At 73.0% G+C, this 22,282-nt stretch carries 18 protein-coding genes; 9 read left to right on the top strand and 9 right to left on the bottom strand.

Going from position 1 to position 22,282, the window contains the following annotated elements:
- The first annotated feature begins 96 nt into the window (after positions 1–96).
- The 4 genes from WME82_RS47060 to WME82_RS47045 all read left to right on the top strand — a co-directional run bounded on the left by WME82_RS47060 (position 97) and on the right by WME82_RS47045 (position 5,288).
- On the top strand, positions 97–1,446 hold the full coding sequence (locus WME82_RS47060; RefSeq protein WP_437854991.1) for a protoporphyrinogen/coproporphyrinogen oxidase: 1,350 nt from the start codon (positions 97–99) through the stop codon (positions 1,444–1,446).
- Positions 1,443–2,186: a glycosyltransferase gene (locus WME82_RS47055; protein ID WP_438040656.1), complete on the top strand. Its 744-nt coding sequence runs from the start codon at positions 1,443–1,445 to the stop codon at positions 2,184–2,186. Before WME82_RS47060 ends, WME82_RS47055 begins: the two co-directional genes overlap by 4 nt.
- Positions 2,187–2,280: 94 nt before the next feature.
- Positions 2,281–4,062 (top strand): glycerol-3-phosphate dehydrogenase/oxidase, encoded by a 1,782-nt coding sequence (locus WME82_RS47050; protein ID WP_438040655.1) that lies wholly within the window; start codon positions 2,281–2,283, stop codon positions 4,060–4,062.
- Positions 4,041–5,288 (top strand): FAD-binding protein, encoded by a 1,248-nt coding sequence (locus WME82_RS47045; RefSeq protein ID WP_438040654.1) that lies wholly within the window; start codon positions 4,041–4,043, stop codon positions 5,286–5,288. The genes WME82_RS47050 and WME82_RS47045 overlap by 22 nt, the downstream gene beginning before the upstream one ends.
- 45 nt (positions 5,289–5,333) lie before the next feature.
- Here the strand turns inward: WME82_RS47045 and WME82_RS47040 are convergent, their stop codons facing one another.
- Positions 5,334–6,671 (bottom strand): S41 family peptidase, encoded by a 1,338-nt coding sequence (locus tag WME82_RS47040; protein ID WP_437742959.1) that lies wholly within the window; start codon positions 6,669–6,671, stop codon positions 5,334–5,336.
- 384 nt (positions 6,672–7,055) lie between these two features.
- Between WME82_RS47040 and WME82_RS47035 the strand changes: the two genes are divergently transcribed.
- The 4 genes from WME82_RS47035 (at position 7,056) to rpsT (ending at position 9,706) form a co-directional block, all read left to right on the top strand.
- Entirely contained in the window at positions 7,056–7,643 is a 588-nt protein-coding gene (locus WME82_RS47035; protein ID WP_437742958.1) for an RNA polymerase sigma factor, read from the top strand.
- Complete coding sequence (locus WME82_RS47030) at positions 7,640–9,145, top strand: hypothetical protein (RefSeq protein WP_438040653.1); 1,506 nt, start codon at positions 7,640–7,642, stop codon at positions 9,143–9,145. Before WME82_RS47035 ends, WME82_RS47030 begins: the two co-directional genes overlap by 4 nt.
- A gap of 74 nt (positions 9,146–9,219) precedes the next feature.
- Positions 9,220–9,408, top strand: coding sequence for a hypothetical protein (locus tag WME82_RS47025; protein WP_044967265.1), 189 nt, complete (start codon positions 9,220–9,222; stop codon positions 9,406–9,408).
- 13 nt (positions 9,409–9,421) lie between these two features.
- Positions 9,422–9,706, top strand: a complete 285-nt coding sequence (gene rpsT, locus WME82_RS47020; RefSeq protein WP_437742956.1) for a 30S ribosomal protein S20 — start codon at positions 9,422–9,424, stop codon at positions 9,704–9,706.
- Positions 9,707–9,919: 213 nt separating this feature from the next.
- Here the strand turns inward: rpsT and polA are convergent, their stop codons facing one another.
- The 6 genes from polA to WME82_RS46990 all read right to left on the bottom strand — a co-directional run bounded on the left by polA (position 9,920) and on the right by WME82_RS46990 (position 19,124).
- Complete coding sequence (gene polA, locus WME82_RS47015; RefSeq protein ID WP_438040652.1) at positions 9,920–12,622, bottom strand: DNA polymerase I; 2,703 nt, start codon at positions 12,620–12,622, stop codon at positions 9,920–9,922.
- Positions 12,623–12,655: 33 nt separating this feature from the next.
- Positions 12,656–14,002: a carboxypeptidase regulatory-like domain-containing protein gene (locus WME82_RS47010; RefSeq protein WP_438040651.1), complete on the bottom strand. Its 1,347-nt coding sequence runs from the start codon at positions 14,000–14,002 to the stop codon at positions 12,656–12,658.
- Between the two features lie 19 nt (positions 14,003–14,021).
- Positions 14,022–14,228, bottom strand: coding sequence for a hypothetical protein (locus tag WME82_RS47005; protein WP_438040650.1), 207 nt, complete (start codon positions 14,226–14,228; stop codon positions 14,022–14,024).
- Positions 14,229–14,312: 84 nt separating this feature from the next.
- The gene (locus tag WME82_RS47000) at positions 14,313–16,247 is read right to left on the bottom strand and encodes a S8 family serine peptidase (RefSeq protein WP_438040649.1); all 1,935 of its coding nucleotides are present in this window, start codon (positions 16,245–16,247) and stop codon (positions 14,313–14,315) included.
- Positions 16,248–16,750: 503 nt separating this feature from the next.
- The gene (locus WME82_RS46995) at positions 16,751–18,286 is read right to left on the bottom strand and encodes an aminopeptidase P family protein (RefSeq protein WP_438040648.1); all 1,536 of its coding nucleotides are present in this window, start codon (positions 18,284–18,286) and stop codon (positions 16,751–16,753) included.
- Between the two features lie 97 nt (positions 18,287–18,383).
- A complete protein-coding gene (locus tag WME82_RS46990; protein WP_437742950.1) occupies positions 18,384–19,124 on the bottom strand; it encodes an SDR family oxidoreductase in 741 nt (246 codons plus the stop codon).
- A 105-nt stretch (positions 19,125–19,229) separates the two neighbouring features.
- Here WME82_RS46990 and WME82_RS46985 point away from each other — a divergent pair, with 105 nt between their 5' ends.
- A complete protein-coding gene (locus WME82_RS46985) occupies positions 19,230–20,078 on the top strand; it encodes a hypothetical protein (protein WP_438040647.1) in 849 nt (282 codons plus the stop codon).
- 35 nt (positions 20,079–20,113) lie between these two features.
- Here WME82_RS46985 and WME82_RS46980 read toward each other — a convergent pair whose 3' ends face one another.
- Positions 20,114–20,659 (bottom strand): HdeD family acid-resistance protein, encoded by a 546-nt coding sequence (locus tag WME82_RS46980; RefSeq protein WP_437742948.1) that lies wholly within the window; start codon positions 20,657–20,659, stop codon positions 20,114–20,116.
- Positions 20,660–20,911: 252 nt separating this feature from the next.
- On the bottom strand, positions 20,912–22,258 hold the full coding sequence (locus WME82_RS46975) for a DUF1552 domain-containing protein (RefSeq protein WP_437854971.1): 1,347 nt from the start codon (positions 22,256–22,258) through the stop codon (positions 20,912–20,914).
- Positions 22,259–22,282: the final 24 nt, after the last annotated feature.

The following is a 22,282-nucleotide window of genomic DNA, read 5'->3' as shown; positions in this document are numbered from 1 at the left end:
AAATCCAGCATGAGCCGAGGAGCGCCTGGACGGCAGCGTGCCTTGACGACGCACCAGGGAGATGGTGTCTTCGCGGCCGCGGCCGGGCCGCGAGCGATGACCCGACCCACGATCTCCAGCGTTCCCGTCGCGATCCTCGGCGCCGGCCTGACGGGCATGGCAGCGGCGTACCACCTGGGACGGGCCGGCGTGCCGCACCGGGTATTCGAGCGCCTGCCGCGCCCGGGCGGCCACGCGATCACGCTCGAGGACGCCGGCTTTCGCTTCGACCGGACAGGGCACCTCCTCCACCTGCGCGACCCCGCGACCCGGGAGCTCGCGCTGAGCTGGCTGGGCCCCGACCCGCTCGAGATCGAGCGACGTTCGATGATCTGGTCGAACGGCACGTACACCCGCTATCCGTTCCAGGCGAACACCTTCGGCCTGCCGCCCGCGGTGGCCTACGACTGCCTCCGCGGCTTCATCGAGGCGCACTTCGCCAAGGACAGACCTCAGCCAAGGAACTTCGAGGAGTTCTGTCTGGCGCACTTCGGCGAGGGGATCAGCCGCCACTTCATGATCCCCTACAACAGCCGCCTCTGGGGCGTGCACCCGAGCGAGATCACCGCCGACTGGTGCTCCCGCTTCGTTCCGATACCGAAGCTGGAGGACGTGCTCGCCGGGGCGGTCGGGCTGAACGACCGGGAGCTCGGCTACAACGCGAGGTTCCTCTACCCGCGGCTCGGCATCGGGCAGCTGACGCACGGGCTCGCGCGAGCGCTCGCCGAGCAGCGGCCGCGGGACGCGGGAACGCCTGCGCTCGAGCTCAGCCGCTCCCCCAGGTCGATCGACTGGCGCGCGCGCGAGCTCGTGTTCGACGACGAGATCGTCCGGTACGACGTGCTCGTCTCGTCCGCGCCGCTGCCCGCGCTCGTGAGGCTCCTCTCGGACGCGCCTCGCGCCGTCGGCGAGGCGGCTTCCCGGCTGCGCTGCACGCACCTCTATTACCTCGATGTGGCGCTCGACACCCCGTGCGGGCAGCCGCTGCACTGGGTGTACGTCCCGGAGGCGAAGTACCCGTTCTACCGCGTGGGCTGCTACTCCCACTTCTCCGCCGCCATGGCCCCGCCGGGCAAGGCCGGCCTCTACGTCGAGCTCGCCGATCGCGCCGAGCCCGATCTCGCGGCGCTGCTCCCCCGCGTCGCCGACGGCCTCGTCGAGATGGGCCTCATCCCCGCCCCGAGCGCCATCCGCTTCGCCCGCCTGCGCCGCATCGATCACGCGTACGTCGTGTTCGATCACAGCTACTTCGGCTCGCTGGAGGCGGTGCGGCCGTTCCTCGAGGGCCAGCGCATCCTCTCGTGCGGACGCTACGGCGGCTGGAACTACTCCTCGATGGAGGACGCGCTCCACTTCGGGCGCGACGCGGCGCACCGCGCGCAGGCGCTCCTCGGAGGCGCGCCGTGAGCACAGCCGAGCCTGATCGCGAGGATGCGAGCGGATCGCCGGAGATCTCCATCGTCATCCCCGTTTACAACGAGGAGGCGATCCTCCACGCCGCCGTCGTGGATCTGCGCGAGCGGCTCTCGCCGTTCGGCTGGCGCTGGGAGCTCGTGCTCGCCGAGAACGGCTCGTACGACGGGACCCTCGGCATCGCCGGCGAGCTCGAGCGCAAGTACCCGGAGGTGCGGCACTTCTCGATCGGCGAGCCGAACTACGGGGCCGCGCTCCGCGCGGGCATCGAGCGGGCGCGCGGGCGCTTCGTGCTCTGTGACGAGATCGACCTCTGCGACGTGGATTTCCACCGCCGCGCCATCGCGATGCTGCGGACAGGCGGCGTCGACATGGTGATCGGGTCCAAGCTCATCCAGGGGGCGCGCGACGATCGCCCGTGGGCGCGGCACGCGGCGAGCCAGGTGTACAACGGGCTCCTCCGCGCCACGCTCGGCTTCCGTGGGACGGACACGCACGGGCTCAAGGCGTTCCTGCGCGAGCCGCTCCTCGGGGTCACGCGCGACTGCGTCGTGGACAAGGACGTCTTCGCCAGCGAGCTCGTCATCCGCGCCTACCGCGCTGGCCTGCGGATCGAGGAGATCCCCGTCCGCGTGCTGGAGAAGCGGCGCCCCTCGATCAACCTTACCCGCCGCGTCCCGAACGTGCTGCGTAGCCTCGCGAAGCTGACCTGGGCCATCCGGGTCCGCGGCTGACGGCCGGCTCCGCCAGCCTTCGCGCACCATTCGCAGCTCCGCGCGCGAGGCCGGGCCCGCTCGTGGAAAAATTCTGGCATGCTATACGCCGCAGGTGACGATCCTCCTCTCGAGCGCCGCAAGACCGGCTCGCCGCGCGGACACCGACGTGGACGTCGTGGTCATCGGCGGCGGCGTGAACGGCGTGGGGGTCGCGCGGGACGCTTCGCAGCGGGGCCTGAGGGTCGCCCTCTTCGAGCGCAACGATCTCGCGTTCGGCGCGAGCGGCAACTCGAGCGGCATGATCCACGGCGGGCTCAGGTACCTGACCAGCGATCCGCAGGTGACCGAGAAATCGTGCCGCGACTCGGGCCACATCCAGTCGATCGCGCCGCACTTGCTCTTCCGGATCCCCTTCCTCGTCCCGTTCGAGAACGCGCGGCACGGGCGCCTCCTGTACCCGCTCGCGGACGCCTTCTTCGAGGCGTACGACAACTACCAGCCGCTCAAGCGCGGCAAGCCGCACGCGCGCCTCTCGCCCGACGAGCTCCGCCGGCTCGAGCCGGGGTTGCACGGTGACCTGGTCGGCGGCTTCAGCTTCGACGAGTGGGGGATCGACGGCGCGCGGCTCTGCGTCGCCAACGCGGTCGACGCGATCGAGCGCGGGGCCAAGGTCTACGTGGGACACACGGTCGAGCGGATCGAGCGCCGCGAGGACACCGGCGAGGTCGTCGCCGTCCGTTACCGGGACCGCACGACGGGGGAAGGCGGGCGGCTCCGCACGAGCACGGTCGTGAACGCGACGGGCGCGTGGTCGCCGATCACATCGTCCCTCGCCGGCCTCCCCGCCGCGAGCTCGCGCGTGCGGCCCGGCAAGGGCGTGCACGTCGTGTTCGACCGGCGCCTCACCAATTACGCGATCATGGCGAGGACGATCGACGGCCGTCAGATCTTCCTCGAGCCGTGGGAGAACATGAGCGTCATCGGCACGACCGACGACGACTTCTACGGCGATCTCGATCAGGTCCGCGCGACGAGCGAGGAGGTCAGGTACCTGGTCCAGGGCATCGGCCGCGTGTTCCCGCAGATCCACGAGGCGCGCGCGATCGGCACGTTCGCGGGCGTGCGGCCCACGCTCTACGCGTTCGGGCCCACCGAGGACGCCCTCTCGCGCGAGCACCAGATCGTCGATCACGCGGCGCACGGCGCGCCGGGCCTCTACTCGATGATCGGCGGCAAGCTGGCCAGCTTCCGGCTCTTCGCCGAGGAGATGACGGACGTCCTCTCGCGGCGCTTCGACCTCGGCGCCCGCTGCGTGACGCACACGACCGCGCTGCCCGGCGGCGATCGCGCGGTGGACGCGCTCGCGCTCTCGCGGCGGATGGAGATCGACGCGGTGGCCGCCCGGCGGCTCGTGTACCGGCACGGCTCGCGCGCGCTCCGGATCGAGGAGCGCGTGCGGCAGCGGCCGCGCGAGGCCGCGACCGTGTGCCCCTGCGAGCCCGTGATCGAGGCCGAGGTGCGTTATGTCCTCCGGCACGAGCTCGCCCGGAGCGTCGCCGACGTCGCGCGCCGAACGCGCCTCGGCCTGGGCGCGTGCGGGGGCATGCGCTGCGCGGCGCGGTGCGGGCAGATCGTGGCGCAGGAGCTCTCGCTCCCGCCGCGCGACGGGATGCGGCAGGCGGCGGCGTTCCTCTCGCGGCAGGCGGTGACCCGCGCGGTCGCGCTCGGCCCGGAGCAGGCGCGGCAGGAGGCCCTCGCGATCGCCAGCGTCCGGTCGGAGCTCGGCGCGCCCGCGGACGACGAGGCGGCGGCGACTTGCGAGGACGCCGATCGTCGCTCGCAGCGCGCCGCGCGGGAGCCGGAGGAGAGGGCGTGGCGCGATCGATCCTCGTGATCGGCGCCGGCGTCGCCGGGCTCGCCGCCGCGTGGAGCGCGCGGCGGCGCGGGGCCCGGGTCGCGGTGATCTCCGCGGGCGTCGGCGAGACGGCGCTCGCGGGCGGCGCGGTGGACGACGTTCCGTGGGAGCAGATCGAGCGGGCGTCGCGGCTGCTCGGCGGCGACCTGCCCGCGAGCGATCTCGCGCTGGCGGCGAGGCAGTTCGCGGCGGAGCTCGGCCTGTGGGAGCTGCCGCAGGCGGCGGGCGTGCGCCTCGCGACCGTCGCGGGGCGGATCCGCCCCGCCCGCGGCAGGGATCGCGCGCTGCTCGACCTCGGCCCGCTCCGCCGCACGCGGATCCTCGTCCCGCGCGCGGCGCGCGCCGCGTGGGACGCGGACGCGCTCGCGGAGGCGCTCACGGACGAGCCGTTCGCCCGGGCGCGGGGGCTCCGCTTCCTGCCGGTCGACGCGCCGGTCCTGCGCTTCGACGACGAGCGGCACATCGCCGACGGCGATCTCGCGGCCCGGCACGACGACCCGGCGCGGCTCTCCTGGCTCCTCGATCGGCTCCGCCAGGCGCTCGAGGGCGCGGGCGGCGCGGGGGCGATCCTGCTCGGCCCGTGGCTCGGCGCGAGCGCTCCGCGGGCCGAGGCGCTCGCGGCCCGCCTCGGCGTCCCGGTGGGCGAGGCGCTGATGGGCGCCGGCTCGCCGGCGGGGCTGCGCTTCGAGGCGGCGCGCGACGCGCTGCTCGCGGCGATCGGGGCGGCTCAGCGCCACGGCCGCGTGCGCGCGGTGGGCGGCGGGCACCCGGGACCGGGGGCGCCCGACGAAGGCGTCACGATCCACATCGAGGGGGAGGACGTGCCGCTCGCGGCGGACGGGGTGATCCTGGCGATCGGCGGCCTCGCCGGCGGCGGGATCGCGTACACGCCGCCCGAGAGCGGCGCCGGCGCCGATTTCCCGGCGCGCGGCGCCGCGCCGTTCGCGCTCTCGATCGCGGCGCCCGTCACGATGGGCGACGATCGCGGCGCGTTCGGCGTGGTGAGCTCCATGCAGGGCCCGGAGCTCGACGTCGTCGCGTGGCCCCGCGGCGAGCGCCTCGGCGCGCTGGAGGCGGTGGGGGTGCGGTGCGAGGGCGTCCGCGCCGCGCCCGGGATCCTGGCGGCCGGGGCGACCATCGCGGGGAGAGCGCGCACCGTGCTCGACGCGGTGACGACCGGGCTCCGCGCCGGCGCCGAGGTCTGACGCGCGTCGAGCGGCGCCCGGCGCAGGTCGCTCGACGCGCGATCCTCAGCGCTGGCGGATCGCCGGGATGGCGCGGAGGAGCTGCTGGTACCCGACGGCGAGCGCGAAGTCGCTCCCGCGGGTGGGATCGGAGGGCATGTCGCCCTCGGGGCCGGCCGCCGCGGCCGCCTCGGCGCGCTTCTCCACGAGCACGGCCCTCGGCGAACGGTCGCCGATCGCCCCTTCGGCGGGGAGGTGTCCCTCGAGATCCTGCTCGCGGAGGATCGCGGCCGGGACCTGCTGCGCCGCGCTCTCGATGACGACATCCGGCCGGATGCCCTGGGCCTGGATCGAGCGCCCGTTCGGCGTGTAGTAGCGCATCGTCGTGAGCCTCACCCCGGCGCCGCCGGGCAGCTCGTAGATGGTCTGCACCGATCCCTTGCCGAAGGTCCTCGCGCCGACGAGCACCGCGCGCCCGCTGTCCTGCAGGGCGCCCGCGACGAGCTCGGCGGCGCTCGCCGAGTACTCGTTCACGAGCGCGACGATGGGCAGCGAGGCGAACGCGCCGCCGTCGTGCGCCTTCGCCTCGTCGACGACCTGGTTGCGCTGGCGCGTCGAGTAGATCGTCCCCGAGGAGAGGAGCTCGTCGGCCACGGCCTCCGCCTCGTTGACGAGGCCTCCGGGGTTGTTGCGCAGGTCCAGGATGACGCCGGCCAGCGGCGCCTTCGATGCGGCGCGCAGCTTCGCCGCGGCGCGGAGCATCTCTTCGTGGGTGCCGTCCTGGAACTGCTTCACGCGGACGTACGCGATGTCCCGGTCGAGGCGCTTCGCCGCGATGCTCGTGACGTGGATCTGCTCCCGCGTGAGGTCGAACGAGAGGGGCTCAGGCACGCCCTGCCGGCGGATCGTGAGCTTCACCCGGGAGCCGGGCGCCCCGCGCATGATCTTCACGAGCTTGTCGAGGCGCTCGCCGCGGACGGGGCGGCCGTCGATCGCGAGGATCTGATCGCCGGAGCGGATACCCGCCCGCGCCGCCGGCGAGCCCTCGATCGGCGCGATGACGGTGATGTTGTCGTCCTTGGCGTCGACCTCGATGCCGACGCCGCCGAACGTCCCCCCCGTCTCTTCCTGGAACTGGGCGAACTCCGAGGAGTTCATGTACGCCGAGTGCGGGTCGAGCTCCGCGACCATCCCCTTGATGGCGCCGTCGAGGATCTTGCTGCGCTGCGCCGGCTCGACGTAGTTGTTCTCCACGAGCACGAGCACGCGCGCGAGCTGCTCGAGCGGAGCGTAGGGGCTCTGCGCCTGTGTGCTCGCGCCCGCGAGGTGGGAAGTCGCCGCCCCTCCTGCGAAGGCCGCAGCGATGAGCCCCAGGGTGCGCATCCAGCTCGAGAAGCGTTGCATCCGCCGACCATAGCAGCGGTACGGGCGGCGGCGCGGTGCGCCGGCGACGGCCGCGCTCGTTCACACGCCTGCGCGGCGCCCTTGCAGGGCGGGGCGCCGCGCAGGGTTTCGATGCGCCAGCGCGGGCATATCGCCCGCCAGTCGACGAGGTCATCACGGCGCCCAAGCTCCGGGCGCATGGTTTGTCCTAAGAGGAGTGTTCGGCTATCTTCGCGCGCCTGAACGTGGAACTTGCCTCCTCATCGCCCGGCTTCGCGTTCGCGAAGCGGGGCTCGCCGCGAGGGGCTTCTCTCGCCGAGACGGTCGGGGGCCGTCGCGAGGAGGTGTCCGCGGCTGCGCTGTCGTCCGTGCGCGGGAGACAACTCGCACCCCGAGGCGGCTAGGATGGCCAAACCCACCGATCGTGAGCTCGTCGATCAAGCCCGGAGCGGAGATGCCCAGGCGTTCGGGGTGCTGGTTCGTCGATATCAGAAGCGCATTTTCCGGCTGGCGTTCCACCTTGTCCGCTCGGGCGCGGAGGCAGAGGACGTGACGCAGGAGACCTTCGTCCGGGCCTACCAGGCGCTCGACCGGTTCGACGGCCGGAGCGAACCGTTCACCTGGCTCTACCGGATCGCCGTGAACCTCTCGCTCAACATGATCCGGGCCCGCAAGCCGAGCAAGAACTCGACCCCCGCGGACGATCCGCGGATCGAGGCGCTGCTGCTCGAGACGCGCCCGAGCCACGGCGGCGATCCGGCCGCGTCGACCCAGCGGCGCGAGCTCGCGGCCGCGCTCTGCGACGGCATCGACGCGCTCTCGGACACGCTGCGGACGACGCTCATCCTCGTCTGCATCGACGGCGTGCCCCACGAGGACGCCTCCAGGATCCTGGGTTGTCCGGAAGGAACAGTCGCCTGGCGCGTCCACGAGGCGCGCCGCAAGCTCCGCGCATACCTCGCGGAGCGCGGTTTCGGAGGGGACGCCGAATGAACGTCACCGACAAGCTCGACCTCGACGGGATGCTCAACGATTGGCCTGCCCCCGCGCCCTCGACGAACGACGAGGAGGCGTGGGAGACGCGGGCCGCTCACATCGTCGAGGCCGCCATCTCCCGGCGCTCGGAGGACACCGCGGCGGCAGCCGACCTCCTCGCCCCCCCCGACCTCACCGCAGCGCCAGGCGAGGAGCAGACGGAGGACCCTTCGCGCGAAGAACGCGCATCAGGAGAACGCAGCACCATGGGGGACGGATCACAAGCAGCCAGGGCCTCGAAGCCTGAGAGCCTGTCGGGCGGCACCTTGTCGCGGCCGCCGGAGAAAAGACGCCAGTCGCTGAAGGAGATCGCCGAGCGGGTCAGCCAGGCGCCGGGTCGCGCGAGCGGTATGCCCGCGATGAGCGGCTCTGCGCTCTCGACGCCGCTGCCGGCTTCGGGACGCAGCTCGGCGCCGCCAGGGCGTGTGTCCCCGCTGCCGGGGCGCGGCTCGCTCTCCGGCGGCGCCCGCGCGTCGTCGCCGTCCCTGCGGCCGGCGGAGGGGGTGCCCGAGGACTCCGGGGTCATCGATCTGAACCGGCTCAACGCGTCGGCGCCCTCGGAGGTGGAGGCCTCCGAAGCGGCGCAGCACGGCGCGGCGGATCGGTTCGGGGACGCGAAGGCGGCAGCGGGGATGCCGGTGGCGGCGCGCCGCGCCCCGTCCGCGCCCGTGGCCTCGGCTCCAGCGAAGAAGCGATCCGGCGGGATGATCGCCGGCGCGGCCGTGGCGGCCCTGGGGCTGGCCGCGGCGGTCACCGTCATGGTGAAGACGACGGCGCCGCCGCAGCAGGAGATCGCGGCGACTGCGGCGCCCGCGCCGACCACCGTCGCGGCGCCCGCCGCGCCGCGCGGCGACACGCGGGTGGAGCCGGCTGCTCCGGTCGCCGCGGCGCCGGAGCAGCGCGCCGTGGTCGAGCAGCCCGTGCAAGCGGAGGAGAAGCTCGCCGCGGCGCCCAAGGCGTCAGCCGCCCCGGCTGGCGGCGGCGCTCCTGCGCCGGCGGCCGTCGAGGCGCCGGCCACGCCTGCCGTGTCGCCGAAGCCCGAGCAGGGAAAGGTGGCGGCTGCGCCGGCGGCGGCTGGCAAGCCGGGGGACCTCCCCTCGGCCATGCAGGCGGCCGTGGGCGACAACGCGGAGCGACAGCCCTCGGTCGTCTCGGAGGCGCCGGTGCCGGCGTCGGGTCCGCTCCGGCAGCAGAACATCCCCGAGCAGCCGTCGCAGGGCTCGGTCCAGGCCGCGCTCGGCTCGGTCATGGGCAGCGCCAAGGCGTGCGTCGCGGGCGCGGACGACGTGTCGCGCGCGCAGATCACGTTCTCGTCGACAGGCCAGGTGAGCAAGGTCAGCGTCAGCGGGTGGGCGGCGTCGAACGGCCAGTCGAGCTGCGTGCAGTCCGCGCTCAAGGGCGCCAACGTGGGTCCTTTCTCCAAGCCGTTTTTCTCGGTCAGCGCGACGATCCGACCCTAGCCAGGGGCGCCTCGCGGAGGACAGCAAACCTCCGGGTTGACACAGCCCCCCCCGTGGGTAGAATGCGCGCCCCCATGGTTTCCGCGACTCAGCAAACCCAGCGCATCCGCCGGCGCAAGGCGCGCACGGCGGGCACCCGCCGCAAGCGCTTCGAGCGCGCACACGGCACCCCCGCGTTCCCGATCCATCCGGCGGGTTACGACCAGAACGCGCCGGACGCCCTGCGCGCTGCCACGCCCGCCGAGGCGCAGGCGAAGAAGTAGGAGAGCTTTTCTCATGGCCAATCACGCATCCGCCGACAAGCGCAACCGCCAGCGCATCACGAGGACGGCGCGCAATCGCGCCATCAAGTCGGAGCTCCGCACGACCGTCAAGAAGGCGCGTACCGCGCTGAAGGGCGTGTCGCAAGAGTCCGCCGCGCCGGTGACCGCCGCGGTGAGCGCGCTCGATCGCGCCGCGTCGAAGGGGACGATCCCCGCCAAGCGCGCGTCGCGCGTGAAGAGCCGCCTCGCCCTCGCCCTTCACAAGGCGAGCGTCGCTGCCAAGACCGCCGCGAGCTGAGAACAACCCTTCCGCACGTACGTCCCGCTCACCGCAAGGTGAAGCGGGCGTCGTCGTTTTGTCTCCAGACCTTTCTCCCCCCATGACGCCAGCGGCGGGCACCCGCACAGGAGACGGGCCCAGATCGGCGTTTTCGGCGCGGAAGCGTACTCCGGTACGCTGAGCACCGAAAACGCCGAGATGGGCCCGTATCCGAAGCGGGTGCCCGCCCCTTCAATGAGCGTCGGCCCAGGTGGGTCCGTGACCTACGTCGACGACGAGCGGGACGTCGAGCGGGAAGACCGACTCCATGGCCTCCCGCACCTTCGCCTTGGCCTCGTCCACGGCCGCGGCCGGCACCTCGAACGCGAGCTCGTCGTGCACCGTGAGCACCATGCGCGCGCCGGGGACGACGGGGCGCGGGACGCGCACCATCGCGAGCTTCAGGAGATCCGCCGCCGTCCCCTGGATCGGGGTGTTCTGGGCGATGCGCTCTGCCTGAGCGCGGCGCATGCGGTCGCTGCTGCGCAGATCCGGGAGCAAGCGGCGCCGGCCGAGCAGCGTCCGCACCGACTCGGAGCGCTTCGCCTCGGCCATCGTCCCCTCCATGAACTCGTGCACGCCGCGGTAGCGCGCGAAGTAGGCGTCGATGAAGCGCGCCGCCTCCGCCCGCGAGATGTCGAGCCGCTTGGCGAGCGCCGACTCGCCCATGCCGTAGATCACGCCGAAGTTGATCGTCTTGCTCCGGCGGCGCATCTCGGCGGTGACCCCTGCCTGATCCACGCCGAAGATCTCCATGGCCGTGCGCACGTGCACGTCCTGCCCGGTGCGGAAGGCGTCGACGAGCACCGGGTCCTTCGAGAGGTGCGCGAGGACGCGCAGCTCGATCTGGGAGTAGTCGGCGCTCACGATCACGCTCCCGGGCGGCGCGACGAACGCGCGCCGGATCATCCGGCCGAGCTCCGTGCGGATCGGGATGTTCTGCAGGTTCGGGTCCTGCGACGAGAGCCGCCCGGTCGCGGCCACGGCCTGGCCCCAGCGCGTGTGGATCCGGCCCGTGCCCGGGTGCACGAGGCGCGGCAGCGCGTCGACGTACGTGCCCTTGAGCTTGGCGATGGCGCGGTGCTCGAGGACCACCCCGGGGAACGGGTGCTCCTCCGAGAGCGCCTCGAGCACGTCGGCGTCGGTCGAGCGGCCGGTCTTCGTCTTGCGCTGGGAGCGCAGCTTGAGCTCGTCGAACAGGACCGCCTCGAGCTGCTTCGGCGACGCCAGGTTGATGTCGTGCCCCACGATCTCGCGCGCCTTCTGCTCCAGCGCGGCGAGCTCGGTCGTCATCTGCGCGCCGAGCTGCGCGAGCGCCTGCGGGTCGACGAGGACGCCCGTGAGCTCCATCTCCGCGAGCACGGCGGAGAGGGGCAGCTCGATCTGCACGAGCAGGTCCTCGAGCTTCTCGGCGCGGAGCCGAGGGCGCAGCCGGTCGGTGAGCGAGAGCGCGACGTCGGCGAACGCGGCCCCGTAGCTCGACGCCTCGCCGAGCTCGATCTCGTCGAGGGCGCGCTGCGCCTGACCGCGGCGCTTCGGGGCGACCTCGTCGAGGGTCTGCATCTTGGCGCCGAGCTCGCGCTCGGCGAGCTCGTGGAGCTGGTTCTTCCCCTCGGGATCGAGCAGGTAGCTCGCCAGCATCGTGTCGAAGGAGACGCCCACGAGCCCGATGCGGTGCCGCAGGAGGATCACCTCGCAGAACTTGACGTCGTGGCCGACCTTCGGGAGCTCGGGGTCGGCGAGCAGCGGGCCCATCACCGCGTCGATGTCGCTCATCGAGAGCTGGGCCGGCGCGCCGAGGTAGCGGTGGCCCAGCGGGACGTACACGGCTTGCCCCGGCTCGCAGGCGAGCGCGACGCCGCAGACGTGGGCGCTCATCGGCTCGCGGCTCGTCGCGAGCACGTCGAGGGCGAGGCGGCCGGCCGCGCGCGCCGACCTGGCGAAGCCCTCGAGCTCCTCGCGCGTCGTCAGGACCCGGTAGGTCGCCGCGCGCGCGGTCGGCTCGGGCGCGCGGACCGCCTTCAGGAAGCGCGAGAAGCCGAGCTCGGTGAAGAGCTCGCGGAGCCTGCCGGTGTCCGCGCCGCCGTAGCGCAGCGTCTCGAGGTCGAGCGACACGGGGGCGCCGCCGTCGAGCGTCACGAGCTTCTGCGAGAGGCGCGCGTCGGCCTCGTTCTGCTGGAGCGACTCCCGGATGCGAGGCTTCTTGACCTCGCCGATGCGCTCGTAGATCGCCGAGAGCGAGCCGAACTGCGCGAGCAGCTCGGCGGCCGTCTTCAAGCCCACGCCGGGGACGCCAGGGACGTTGTCCGAGGTGTCGCCGACGAGCGCGAGCAGGTCGCGCACCTGCTCCGGCGGCACCCCGAACTTCGCGACGACCTCGGGGTTCCCGTAGACCTTGTCGCGCATCGCGTCCCAGAGCATCACCTGCTCGCCGTCGACGAGCTGCATCAGATCCTTGTCGCTCGACGCGATGACGACGCGCAGCCCCCGCTCCTTGGCCCGCGCGACGGCGACGGCGACGAGATCGTCCGCCTCGAGCCCCTCCTGGATGAAGATCGGGATGCGGTACGCCTCGACGATCTCCCGGCACCGGCTCATCTGCACCCCGAGGTCGGGCGGCGGCGGCGGCCGGTGCGCCTTGTAGCGGGGGTCGAGCTCGTCGCGAAACGTCTTGCCCGGGGAGTCCATCGCCACGCCCAGGTACGCGGGCTTCCGCTCGTCCACGAGCTTCGTGAGCATCGCGACGGTGCCGTACGTCGCGTGGGTCGGCTCGCCGCTCGGGCTCGAGAGCGGGCTGATCGCGTGGTAGGCGCGGAAGACATAGCCCGACAGGTCGACGAGGTAGAGGACGTCCGGAGCTCCGGCCGGGGGAAGCGCGGTAGGGCGCGTGGACATGGACCGACCCTTAGCACCTCGGCGCGCGGCCGTTCACCGAACCACGACGTCGCGCCGTATCGTCACGTCGAGGGTGCGCCCTTCCCGCTCCACGCCGACGGTGACGACCGTCCCCGCCGGGCCGCGGAGGCGCTGGATGCAGTCGGCGAGCGGGAGCTCCGTCGTGGGCCGGCCGTCGATGCGGGCGATGACGTCGCCCGCCAGGAGCCCCGCGGACGCCGCAGGCCCCCCCTCGACGACGCCTGCGATGATCACGCGGCCCGAGGAGAGCGAGAGCATCGCGCCGATGCCCGTGAGCTCCTCGCGCGCCCCGCCGTCGTCCAGCTGGCGGAGCTCGACGTCGACCCGCGTCGACTGCGCGCCGCGTGCGTCGAGGCCGGACACGATCTTGGCCATGTACTGCTGGTGGCGCACGCGCACCGAGAACGGGCCGCTGGCCGGCACCCCTTCGAGCTCGTAGTCGCCGTTCGCGTCGGTGAGCGCGAGCGAGATCGCGTTCGCGCCCGACGAGGTCGCGGAGTCGAGCTCGACCTGGGCCTCGACGACCGGCGCGCGCGACGCGGCGTCGACGACCCTGCCCCTCAGCGTCGCGCCCTGCGGCAGCACGATCCGCACGCGTTCGGCGGCGCGGCCCGCCTCGACGTCGACGGCCCGGCTCCGCGCAGGCGGGCGCCCGGCGGAGCTCGCCGTCAGCACGTAGCGGCCCGGGGCGAGCGCGTCCCACCGGAAGGCGCCGCCCGGATCCGACACCTTGCGCGCGCGGCCGTTCACGCCCGCGTGCGCGCCGGACCCGGCCGGCGTGAACGACTCGATCGCCAGGAGGTACGCCTCGACGGGCCTGCCCGATGGATCCACGACCTCGCCCACGATCGCGCCCGCGGCGAGCAGGCGAAGGACGTTATCGCGGCCCGCGGCGACGCGCGTGGGCTCGGCGTCGCCGTACGGAGGCTGCGCGGCGGTGGCGGTACAACCGTCGGCCTCGGCCGGCAGCTCGAAGCGCCCCTCGGCGTCGGCGCTCGCAGAGTTGCCCGGCGGTTCGCGGCAGCTGACCACGGCGCCGGCGCTGGGATGCCCTTCCGGATCCAGCACGACGCCGCGGACCGGCCCCACGCTCGCGGCCGTGATCTCGCGCGGCGGCGGCGAGGGTGGCGCCGGCGGCGAGGGTGGGGCCGGCGGCGCCTCGACCTCGCGCGGCGCCGTGAGCTCCGGCTGCGGTGGAGGGAGCAGCGCAGCGGCCGGCTCGCGCCGGAGCGGCATCACGGGGCTGGGGCGCGGCAGGAGCAGCCAGACGAGGAGCGGCATGACCAGCAGCGCGACGGAGAGCAGCGCAGCGGAGAGCCAGGCCCTCCGCTGCTCGCCTGCCGTCCGGATGTCCGCCATGCCATTCTCCGCCGCCGGTTCACCGGCCGGCGTCGGCCTCGCTCGCCGGGCCCTCGCCCGCGCCTTGAGGGGCCGCGCCCGTATCTGCCGGCCCGTCCGGCGACGCCTCGTCCGTGGGACCGAGCGCGGGGCCCCGTGGCTCGGCGGGCCACGGCGTCTCGCTGGAGGAGCCGCCGCACGCCCCGAGGAGCAGCGTGAAAGGTAGGAGCAAGGTGCCGGACCGCATGCCGGCATCCTAGCTCGTTTTTGCAGGGTGGTCATGACGGCCGGGCGCACCGCCGGCCATGGAGCGAGCGCGGCAGGCGCCGGCTCAGCGCGTGGACAGGTTCGTCCGGGCGATCCAGAGGCAGGCCGCGGCGTTGACCGCGCACCACACGACGAGGGCCATCCGGCCGAAGGGACCGGCGGCCTCGCCGAGCAGGACGACCGACGTGAGGTAGGCCGCCGTGCCGACGGCGAAGCCCGCGATCGCCGGCCGGAGCCTCTTCACGCCGAAGAAGAGCGCCGTGAGGCCGAGCGGGACGAGCGCGTTGGCGAGCGGCAGCCAGCGGTGGACCGAGGCGCCGATCAGCAGGTCGAGGTCGGCGATCGGCCGGGCCAGCACGTCGACGGCGAGCTCCACGCGCGGCAGGAGCCACGGCGCGAAGAAGAACAGCCCCGGCCCCGCCGCGAGCGCCGGCAGGAGGAAGCTCGCCCGCCACGGGCTCGTGGCTGTCGCGTCCTTCTTGCGGGCGCGGCGCGCGACCCACGTCGCGAGCACCAGCAGCGCGAGCAGCCGCACGACGATGTGGCTCTGCGTCACGCGCACGACCGAGCTCGCTGCGTCGAGGATGCCGGCCCCGTAGAGGAGCTTTCCGCCGTCGGAGTCGTCGACGACGCGCGCGCCTGCGCGGAGCGCGTCCTCGACCGCGCGCGGGTCCGTCACGCCGAGGCTCACGAGCAGCGCCGCCGCGCCGGCCACGTGGGGCGCGGCCATCGAGGTGCCGCTGTACGCGTAGAAATTCTGGCACTTGTCGCGCCCGCGGTTGCAGATGGTCTGCTGGGTGACGTTCACCCCGGGCGCGGCGACGTCGACGCCCTGGCCGCGCGAGGAGAACCGCGCGATCTTGTCGTTCACGTCGGTGGCGCTCACGCCGATGACGCCATCGGAGGCGCCGGGGAACTGCACGCGCCCGCCGGTGTTGCCGGCCGCCGCGACGACGACCGCGCCGCGCGCGACCGCGTCGTCGATCGCGCTCTGGAGCACCTTGGAGTTGCGGGGGCCGCCGAGGCTCAGGTTGATGACCTGGGCGCCGTGCTCGGCCGCCCACCGGATGCCGTCGGCCACGTCGGCGGTCGTGCCCCAGCCGCTCTCGTTCAGCACCTTGACCGGCATGAGCCGCGCGTGGAACGCGAGCCCCACGGCGCCGAGGCCGTTGTTGGTCGATTGCGCGATCGTCCCGGCGACGTGCGTGCCGTGCCCCTGGTCGTCGTTCGCGTGGTTCGTCTTGGTGACGAAGTTCCATCCCTCCACGCACTCGGTCGAGGCCAGGTCGGTCCCCTTGGTGAAGGGCCCGTGGTCCTCGCACGCGATGCCCGTATCGACGACGGCGACGGTGACGCCGCGGCCGGAGGCGAAGTCCCACGCGCGCTCGGCGCCCACGCGCGCCATGTGCCACTGGTCCTTCATCAGCGGGTCGTTCGCGATGAACGAGGCGCGCACCCAGGCGAGCGGCTCCGCCGCCTCCACGCGCGGATCGCGCGCGAGCCGCTCCAGCGTCGCGCTGACCGGCCCGTCCACCGTGGCGATCTGGATCCTGGTCTGTGACGTGAGCGCCGTCGGCAGCACGCGCAGCGAGAAGTCGCGCACGAGGTCCGCGAGCGAGGCGTCGTCGAGGTCGTCGCGCGCGTCGACGACGATCTGCCCGGGGATGTCGTAGCTGGTCTCGTCGAGCTCGGAGGCCATGCCGTGCAGCGGCTCGCCCGCGGTCGCGACCGGTTCGACCAGGAGATCCGGGCCGCGCAGCGACGGGCCGACGTCGACGGGCAGCGCAGGGTTGACGTACCCAGGGAGGCGAGGCTCGAGCATCCCCGGCGAGCGCGCGGCGAGGACGGCCCCGGCGCCTTGGCCGTCCGTCCCATCCTCGGCCCTGGCCGCGCCCGCCGCTGCGACCACCGCTGCCGCGGCGAGCAGCGACGTCGCGAGCGCGCGTCCGGTTCGGAGATTTGCGGTCCCTGGCCAACGCAGAAGGCGAGACGTGTGCATGCGGGTCTCCTCATCGGCAGGGTAGCGCCGCCGCCCGCGAGCAGCCATCGATCCAGCATCCTCGCGCCGCGCCCATTGCGTCCGTGCGCCAGCCCCCTTTCGCGCCCCTCGCCGTGTCCCGAGGCATCAACCGCCATCCAACCACGGACTTCCTGGAACACCCGACACCGCCCCACCGCATCCCCTCAAGATCCCCTCAAGGCCGAGCTCGACCGCCCAAGCTCCCGCCACCGCTCCCCACGGCAGAGCCGTCGGTGGCGGGTGGGGCCGCGCGGGAGGGCGGCGGGGGTGGGCCCCACAAATCCGAGCGCCGGCCCGCATCGAAGCGAGTCGCCCCCAGCCCCGCCCCCCCGTGTGTGCGGCAACAGCCCCCCAAAAGGCGCGAGTTTGTGGGGGGACCCCCGCCGCCCTCCCGCGCGGCCCCACCCGCCACCGGCGGCCCCTGCGTCTGGGGACGCCCTCCAACTCGCTCGCCTGAACCGTTCCCCCGCCCGCCGTTCAGTTCACTTCGGCGTGGCCCAGAGTCCCGCCATCCACGCTTCCACGTCGCTCACGGACCTCGGGATATCGCTCGACAGGTTCCGATACCCCGTCTCCGTGACGAGGATATCGTCCTCGATGCGCACCCCGATGCCGCGGTACCTGGCCGGCACGGTCTCGTCATCGAGCTGGAAATAAAGCCCCGGCTCGACCGTGAGCACCATGCCCGCCTTGAGCTTGCCGAACTTGTAGACCTGCTGCCGCGCCTGCGCGCAGTCGTGCACGTCGAGGCCCAGCATGTGGCTGACGTTGTGGAGCGAATACCGGCGGTAGAGCTGCCTGTCTTCCTTGAGCGCCTCCTCGGCGGAGACGTGGAGGATGCCGAGCCGCTCGAGCCCCCGGGCGAGCACCCTCATCGCCGCCCGGTTCGGCTCCATGAAGTCGTTGCCCGGCTTCACCTCGCGGATCGCCGCCTCCTGCGCCTCGAGCACGAGCTCGTAGATCTCGCGCTGCTCCCTGGAGAACTTCCCGTTGATCGGCAGGGTCCGGGTGATGTCGGCCGTGTAGAGCGCGTTGCCCTCGACGCCGGCGTCGACCAGGAGGAGCTTGCCCGGCTCCAGCGCGCCGTCGTTCCTCGTCCAGTGCAGGATGCACGCGTGGTGGCCCGACGCGGCGATGGTCCCGTAACCGACGTCGTTGCCCTCGACCCGGGCGCGCAGGTTGAAGGTGCCCTCCACCTCTCGCTCGCTCCGCGCGCGGGGGAGCGCGCGGATGACGTCCTCGAAGCCCCGCTTCGTCGACGCGACGACCGCCTCGAGCTCCTGCACCTCGAGGGCGTCCTTGAGGAGGCGCATCTCCGAGAGCGCCTCGCCGAGCTGCTTGTCGCGATCGTGCCGGGCGAGGAGCTTGTCGACGCGCTCGGACATGCCGCGGAGCACGCGGTGGGGGCGCGTCACCGTGCCGACGAGGCCGCTCAGGTACGCGTCCAGCTCGGGGAGCCCGCGGCACTCGTCGACGCCGAAGTGCGCGCGGCTCTGCTCGACGCCGAGGCGGGGGCCGACCCAGAGCTCGCCCTTGGCACGATCGGTGAAGAACGTCTTGTCGCTGCGCCCGGGGTTCGGCTCGACGAAGAGGATGTCCCGGTGCCCGCCCCCCTCCTGCGGCTGCAGCACGAGCACGCAGTCAGGCTCGAGGTTGCCCGTCAGGTAGAAGAAGTCCGAGCCCGGGCGAAAGCGGTAGTGCGTGTCGTTGGCGCGCACCTTCTCGTGCCCGGTGGGGATGATGAGCGTCTCCGCCGGGAAGAGCTTCGACAGGGCGCGGCGGCGGGCAGCGAACACCTCCGCATGCGCGATCGCCTGCGGGAGCTCGCCGGACGCCGGCGTCCAGCGCTCCAGCATGAACGCGATCAGCGCCTCCGGCAGCGTCGAGTCGTGGCTCGCCGGCTTGACCTCGGCGCCGGGAGCCGCAGCCGCGGGCGCCTCGGCCGGGCCGCCGGCGGGCGCGCTGTGGGCAGGATCTGCCTGGAGGGGGGCGGCGCTGGTCTCGGGCGTGTGGCTCATGAGGCTCGAACTATGGGTCGATCAGGTGAGGTCGTTCAAGCCAAAGCGCGCCCCCGTTCACGCTGGGGCGGATCGGCACGCGTGGCAAGGCGGCGCGTCACGCGACCGAGGCGCCGCCGTCGACCGCGAGGATCTGGCCGGTGATGAAGTCGTTTTCAGCAAGGAACACCACGGCGCGGGCGACGTCTTCCGCCTCGCCGATGCGCTGGAGCGGGATGCGCTCGCGGAGGCGAGCGAGCGTGGCCTCGTCGTAGGAGGACGGCGGCAGCACCGTCCCGGGTGCGACGCCGTTCACGCGCACCTCCGGCGCCAGTCCCACGGCGAGGCCGCGGACCAGGTGCGCGAGCGCGGCTTTCGACACGGAGTACGGAATGTAATTTTTCCAGGGGCGCTCGGCGCTCACACAGACCATCGCGACGACGCTGCCGCGGCAGGCGCGGAGCGCTGGGGCGAGCTCGAGCGTGAGCAGGTATGGCGCGGTCGCGTTGAGCGCCATGGCGCGATCCCACGCGTCGGCGGAGAGCTCGGCCGGCGGGACCCGATCGAAGTTCGCCGCGTTGTGGACCAGGAGGTCGAGCCGGCCAGACGACCAGTCGAGCACCGCGCGGGCGAGCGCGGCGAGCGCTCCCCGGTCGTGGAGGTCCGCCTGGAACGCGGCGGCGCGGCGGCCGAGGGAGCGCACCTCGTCGACGACGACCTCCGCGCCGGCGGCGCTCGTGGCGTAGTGGACGGCCAGGTCGACGCCTGCGGCCGCGAGCGCGCGGGCCGTCGCGGCGCCGAGGCGGGTGCCGGCGCCGGTCACGAGGGCGATACGGCCGGTCAGGGGAGCATGGGGCATGAGGAGGTGTGTAGTCGATGCGGGGCCCCGCGCGTCGAGTCGGTGGACGTCGCGCGCCGCCGTTTTTTTCGCCCGCGCCGCGCGCCATGGCACGCTGGACCGGCTTTGCCGACGCCTCCGACACGCCGAGCAGCCGCACAGGAACGCTCCCTGGAGCCGCCGCGCCGCCTGCGCGCCCTCGCCGCAGCGCTGCTTTGCGCGGCTGGATGCAGGGAGCGGCTCGAGTCGATCGATCTGCCCAGCATCGGCCTGCCGGGCCTCGATCCGCCCGGCGCGAGCGTCCCCGCGGCGCCGGCGAGCGCCGCGCCGCGGGCCCCGAGCGCGCCGCGCGCCGCCGGGACAGCCAGCGCCGCGCCGCGCGCCGCCGCGCCGGCGACCCGACCCGAGTGCGACGAGCTGCCGTCGGAGGAAGAGGAGCGGCGCGCGCAGCTGCCGCCCCTGACGGCGCTCGGGAAGGCCGTGCCCACGGAGCCGTGGGCCCCGCCGCCATACGAGGTGCTCCCGGGCGTGACGCTCCCGGCGAAGATCGCCGCGAAGGTCGAGCAGATCGACCAGGGCTACGCGCGACGCACGCGCGAGCACCTCGTGATCACGAGCGGGACACGCGACGCGAACCGCCAGGCCAGGGCGATGTTCACGAAGCTCAGGCTCGGCGAGGACCTCCTCCAGCTCTACCGCAACAAGGCGGCGGTCCAGGAGATCAAGAAGGCTTATCAGGCGAACTCCCGCAAGCCGCCGGAGCAGGTGGTGTCGGCCATGGAGGCCGTGATCCAGGACCAGATCGACCGGGGGATCTACGTCTCCGCGCACCTGCGCAAAGGCGCCGTCGACGTGCGCAACAGGACCATGTCGCCCAAGGAAAAGCGAGCGTTCCTCGAGAGCACCGCGGAGGTTGGGGGCGTCCTGGTGCTCGAGGAGACGACGCCCGCGCACTACCACCTGCAGATCGATTGACGGGCGCGCTCCGCTCCGTGGCGCCCCGCCGGGCGTCAGGGCATGCGCAGCGGCGCGACCATGCTCGGCACGCGGCGCAGGCGCAGCGAGAGCCCGATGAGCATCGCTCCCTCGGCGATCGCGAACGCTCCGATGAACCAGACGAGCGCCAGCACGCCGGCCGCCGGGAGCGCCACCATCATGACGCCGAAGATCACGAAGATGGCGCCGCTCAGCCCGAGCCAGATCTCGTTGGCGATCACGTGCCGGAGCTTCACCGCGCTGACGATCTTGAAGATGCCCATCACGATGGCCCACGCAGCGACCACGCCGTAGAGCGTGAGCGCGGTGATCATGGGCCGCCAGAACGTCAGCACCGCGATCCCGACGCCGAAGATGCCCTCGACCACGGAATACACGCCGCCGCGGCCGCTGATCGCGGACGCGAACGCGGCGCAGCCGTCGAACAACGCCCACACGCCGAACAGCAGCACGAGCGTGGCGAGCGATGGGATCGGCCACACGAAGAACAAGATCCCGAACAGGATCCCGACCACGCCCCTCAGGGCCAGCAGCCACCAATACCGTCCCAGCGATTCCATGCCTCACCCCCTTCTCTGGCATCCACGTCGCGCACATCCGGCGGACGCGCGCGGCCTGAGCGCACGGCGCGTCCGCCGCTCGCGCGCGGAGAGCTGTGCCGCTCATGCCCGCACGGCGTCACATTGCCCGGGCTGGATGCACGTCCCCTGCCCGACCGCGGCGAGCGAGCTGCTCAGCAGCCGCGAGCAGGCGGGCCCATCGAAGGTCGAGCGCTGGTAGGTGTCACGCGCAGGCCTCGCGGCGCGCGAGGCTCACAGGCCGGCGATCGGCCCGCCCGCCGGGTCGCCGTACTCCGACAGCTCGACGCCGAAGTAGTTGATGATGGAGCAATGGAGCGCGCCGGTCGGGGGCTTGCTGGCCTTGATGGCGCGGCCTGTCTGGAACCCCCCCACGTGGCCGGCGAGCATGATGGGCATGTTGGTCCGACCGTGGGAGTCCCCGTCGCCGTTCTCTGACGTGTAGAGCACGAGCGACTCGTCGAGCAGGTTGCCTGTCGCCGTCTGGGCGGCCTTCATCGCGTTGAGCAGGTAGGCGAAGCGGCGCACCTTGAACCGCGAGGTCTGGACGACGCGGGCGTTCGCGATGCGCATCGCCTCCGCCTGCGGCAGCCCGTCGAGATCGGTCGCGCGGTCGCGATCGCCGAGCTTGTGGGAGATGAAGTGATCGCTCCAGTCCCCCACGCCGTCGGGCAGATCGTACCCGGCGAAGTCGAGGCCCCAGCTGTTCGAGTACTGCAGGACGAGCACCCGCGTCAGGTCGCAGGTGAGGGCGAGGAGCCCGAGATCGATCATCTGCTTGAACTTGCCGTGCAAGTTCTGCCCCTTCGTGGGCGCGCCGGGGACGGTGCAGCCCGACTGCGTCGTGGACTGGATCTGCTTCTCCAGCTCGAACACCGACTCGAGGTGCTGCTCCACGCGCGCCCGGTCCGCCGCGCCGAGGCGCAGGTTCAGGCGCCTCGCGTCCTCTCGCACCCAGTCGAGGACGCTGGCGCGGCGCCGCCGGATGTCGTCCATCTCCTCGCTGGGGCTGCCCATGTTGCTGAAGAGCGTGTCGAACACCTTCACCGGATCGCGGAAGGCATCCTCGACCTGACCGCCGTCCCTGAACGAGATGAAGCCCTGCGTGACCGCCGTGTCGCCCGTGGGGGACAGGTTGAGGCTGCGGAACGGGGTCTCGGCCGCGATGTGGTTGGCGAGGTACTGGTCGAGCGTGGCCTTGCGCGGGACGGCCGTCCCGCCGCCGTCGGTGTGGGCGCACAGCGCCATGGCCGGGCTGTGGATGTCGGAGCAGATCACCTGGTGGTCGACGCCGGACACCATGGTGACGTCGCGCCAGATTGCGTCCCCCGCCGGCCACTCGCGCTCGGCGTCGAAGCCGTTCATGTCGACGAGGCACGGCGGCAGCCCCTCCGCCGAGAGCGGCCCCTCCGTCTTCGGGTGCCACGCCCCGGGATCCGTGCCGTTCGGGACGAAGAACGCCACGAAGCGCTTCGGATCCGCCGGTGCAGCGCTGGCGCGCTGGGGCCGCATCACGTCGAGGAACGGCAGGGCGACCGCGACGCCCGCCCCGCGGAGCAGAGCTCTTCTCGAGATCTTCACTGGCGACACTCCTCTTCCGTCGGT

Origin of the sequence: Sorangium sp. So ce128 (assembly GCF_051525245.1) — a bacterium.
GTDB lineage: Bacteria > Myxococcota_A > Polyangia > Polyangiales > Polyangiaceae > Sorangium > Sorangium cellulosum_B.
Note: the sequence above shows the minus strand (reverse complement) of the source record. Positions and strands in the feature narration are given on the sequence as shown.

What these genes read in the sequence shown, in the direction of transcription:
- WME82_RS47060 (WP_437854991.1), top strand. Translation starts at nt 97, where the DNA reads ATGACCCGACCCACGATCTCCAGCGTTCCCGTCGCGATCCTCGGCGCC.
- WME82_RS47040 (WP_437742959.1), bottom strand. Translation starts at nt 6,671, where the DNA reads ATGCAACGCTTCTCGAGCTGGATGCGCACCCTGGGGCTCATCGCTGCG.
- WME82_RS47035 (WP_437742958.1), top strand. Translation starts at nt 7,056, where the DNA reads ATGGCCAAACCCACCGATCGTGAGCTCGTCGATCAAGCCCGGAGCGGA.
- WME82_RS47030 (WP_438040653.1), top strand. Translation starts at nt 7,640, where the DNA reads ATGAACGTCACCGACAAGCTCGACCTCGACGGGATGCTCAACGATTGG.
- WME82_RS47025 (WP_044967265.1), top strand. Translation starts at nt 9,220, where the DNA reads ATGGTTTCCGCGACTCAGCAAACCCAGCGCATCCGCCGGCGCAAGGCG.
- rpsT (WP_437742956.1), top strand. Translation starts at nt 9,422, where the DNA reads ATGGCCAATCACGCATCCGCCGACAAGCGCAACCGCCAGCGCATCACG.
- polA (WP_438040652.1), bottom strand. Translation starts at nt 12,622, where the DNA reads ATGTCCACGCGCCCTACCGCGCTTCCCCCGGCCGGAGCTCCGGACGTC.
- WME82_RS47010 (WP_438040651.1), bottom strand. Translation starts at nt 14,002, where the DNA reads ATGGCGGACATCCGGACGGCAGGCGAGCAGCGGAGGGCCTGGCTCTCC.
- WME82_RS47005 (WP_438040650.1), bottom strand. Translation starts at nt 14,228, where the DNA reads ATGCGGTCCGGCACCTTGCTCCTACCTTTCACGCTGCTCCTCGGGGCG.
- WME82_RS47000 (WP_438040649.1), bottom strand. Translation starts at nt 16,247, where the DNA reads ATGCACACGTCTCGCCTTCTGCGTTGGCCAGGGACCGCAAATCTCCGA.
- WME82_RS46995 (WP_438040648.1), bottom strand. Translation starts at nt 18,286, where the DNA reads ATGAGCCACACGCCCGAGACCAGCGCCGCCCCCCTCCAGGCAGATCCT.
- WME82_RS46990 (WP_437742950.1), bottom strand. Translation starts at nt 19,124, where the DNA reads ATGCCCCATGCTCCCCTGACCGGCCGTATCGCCCTCGTGACCGGCGCC.
- WME82_RS46980 (WP_437742948.1), bottom strand. Translation starts at nt 20,659, where the DNA reads ATGGAATCGCTGGGACGGTATTGGTGGCTGCTGGCCCTGAGGGGCGTG.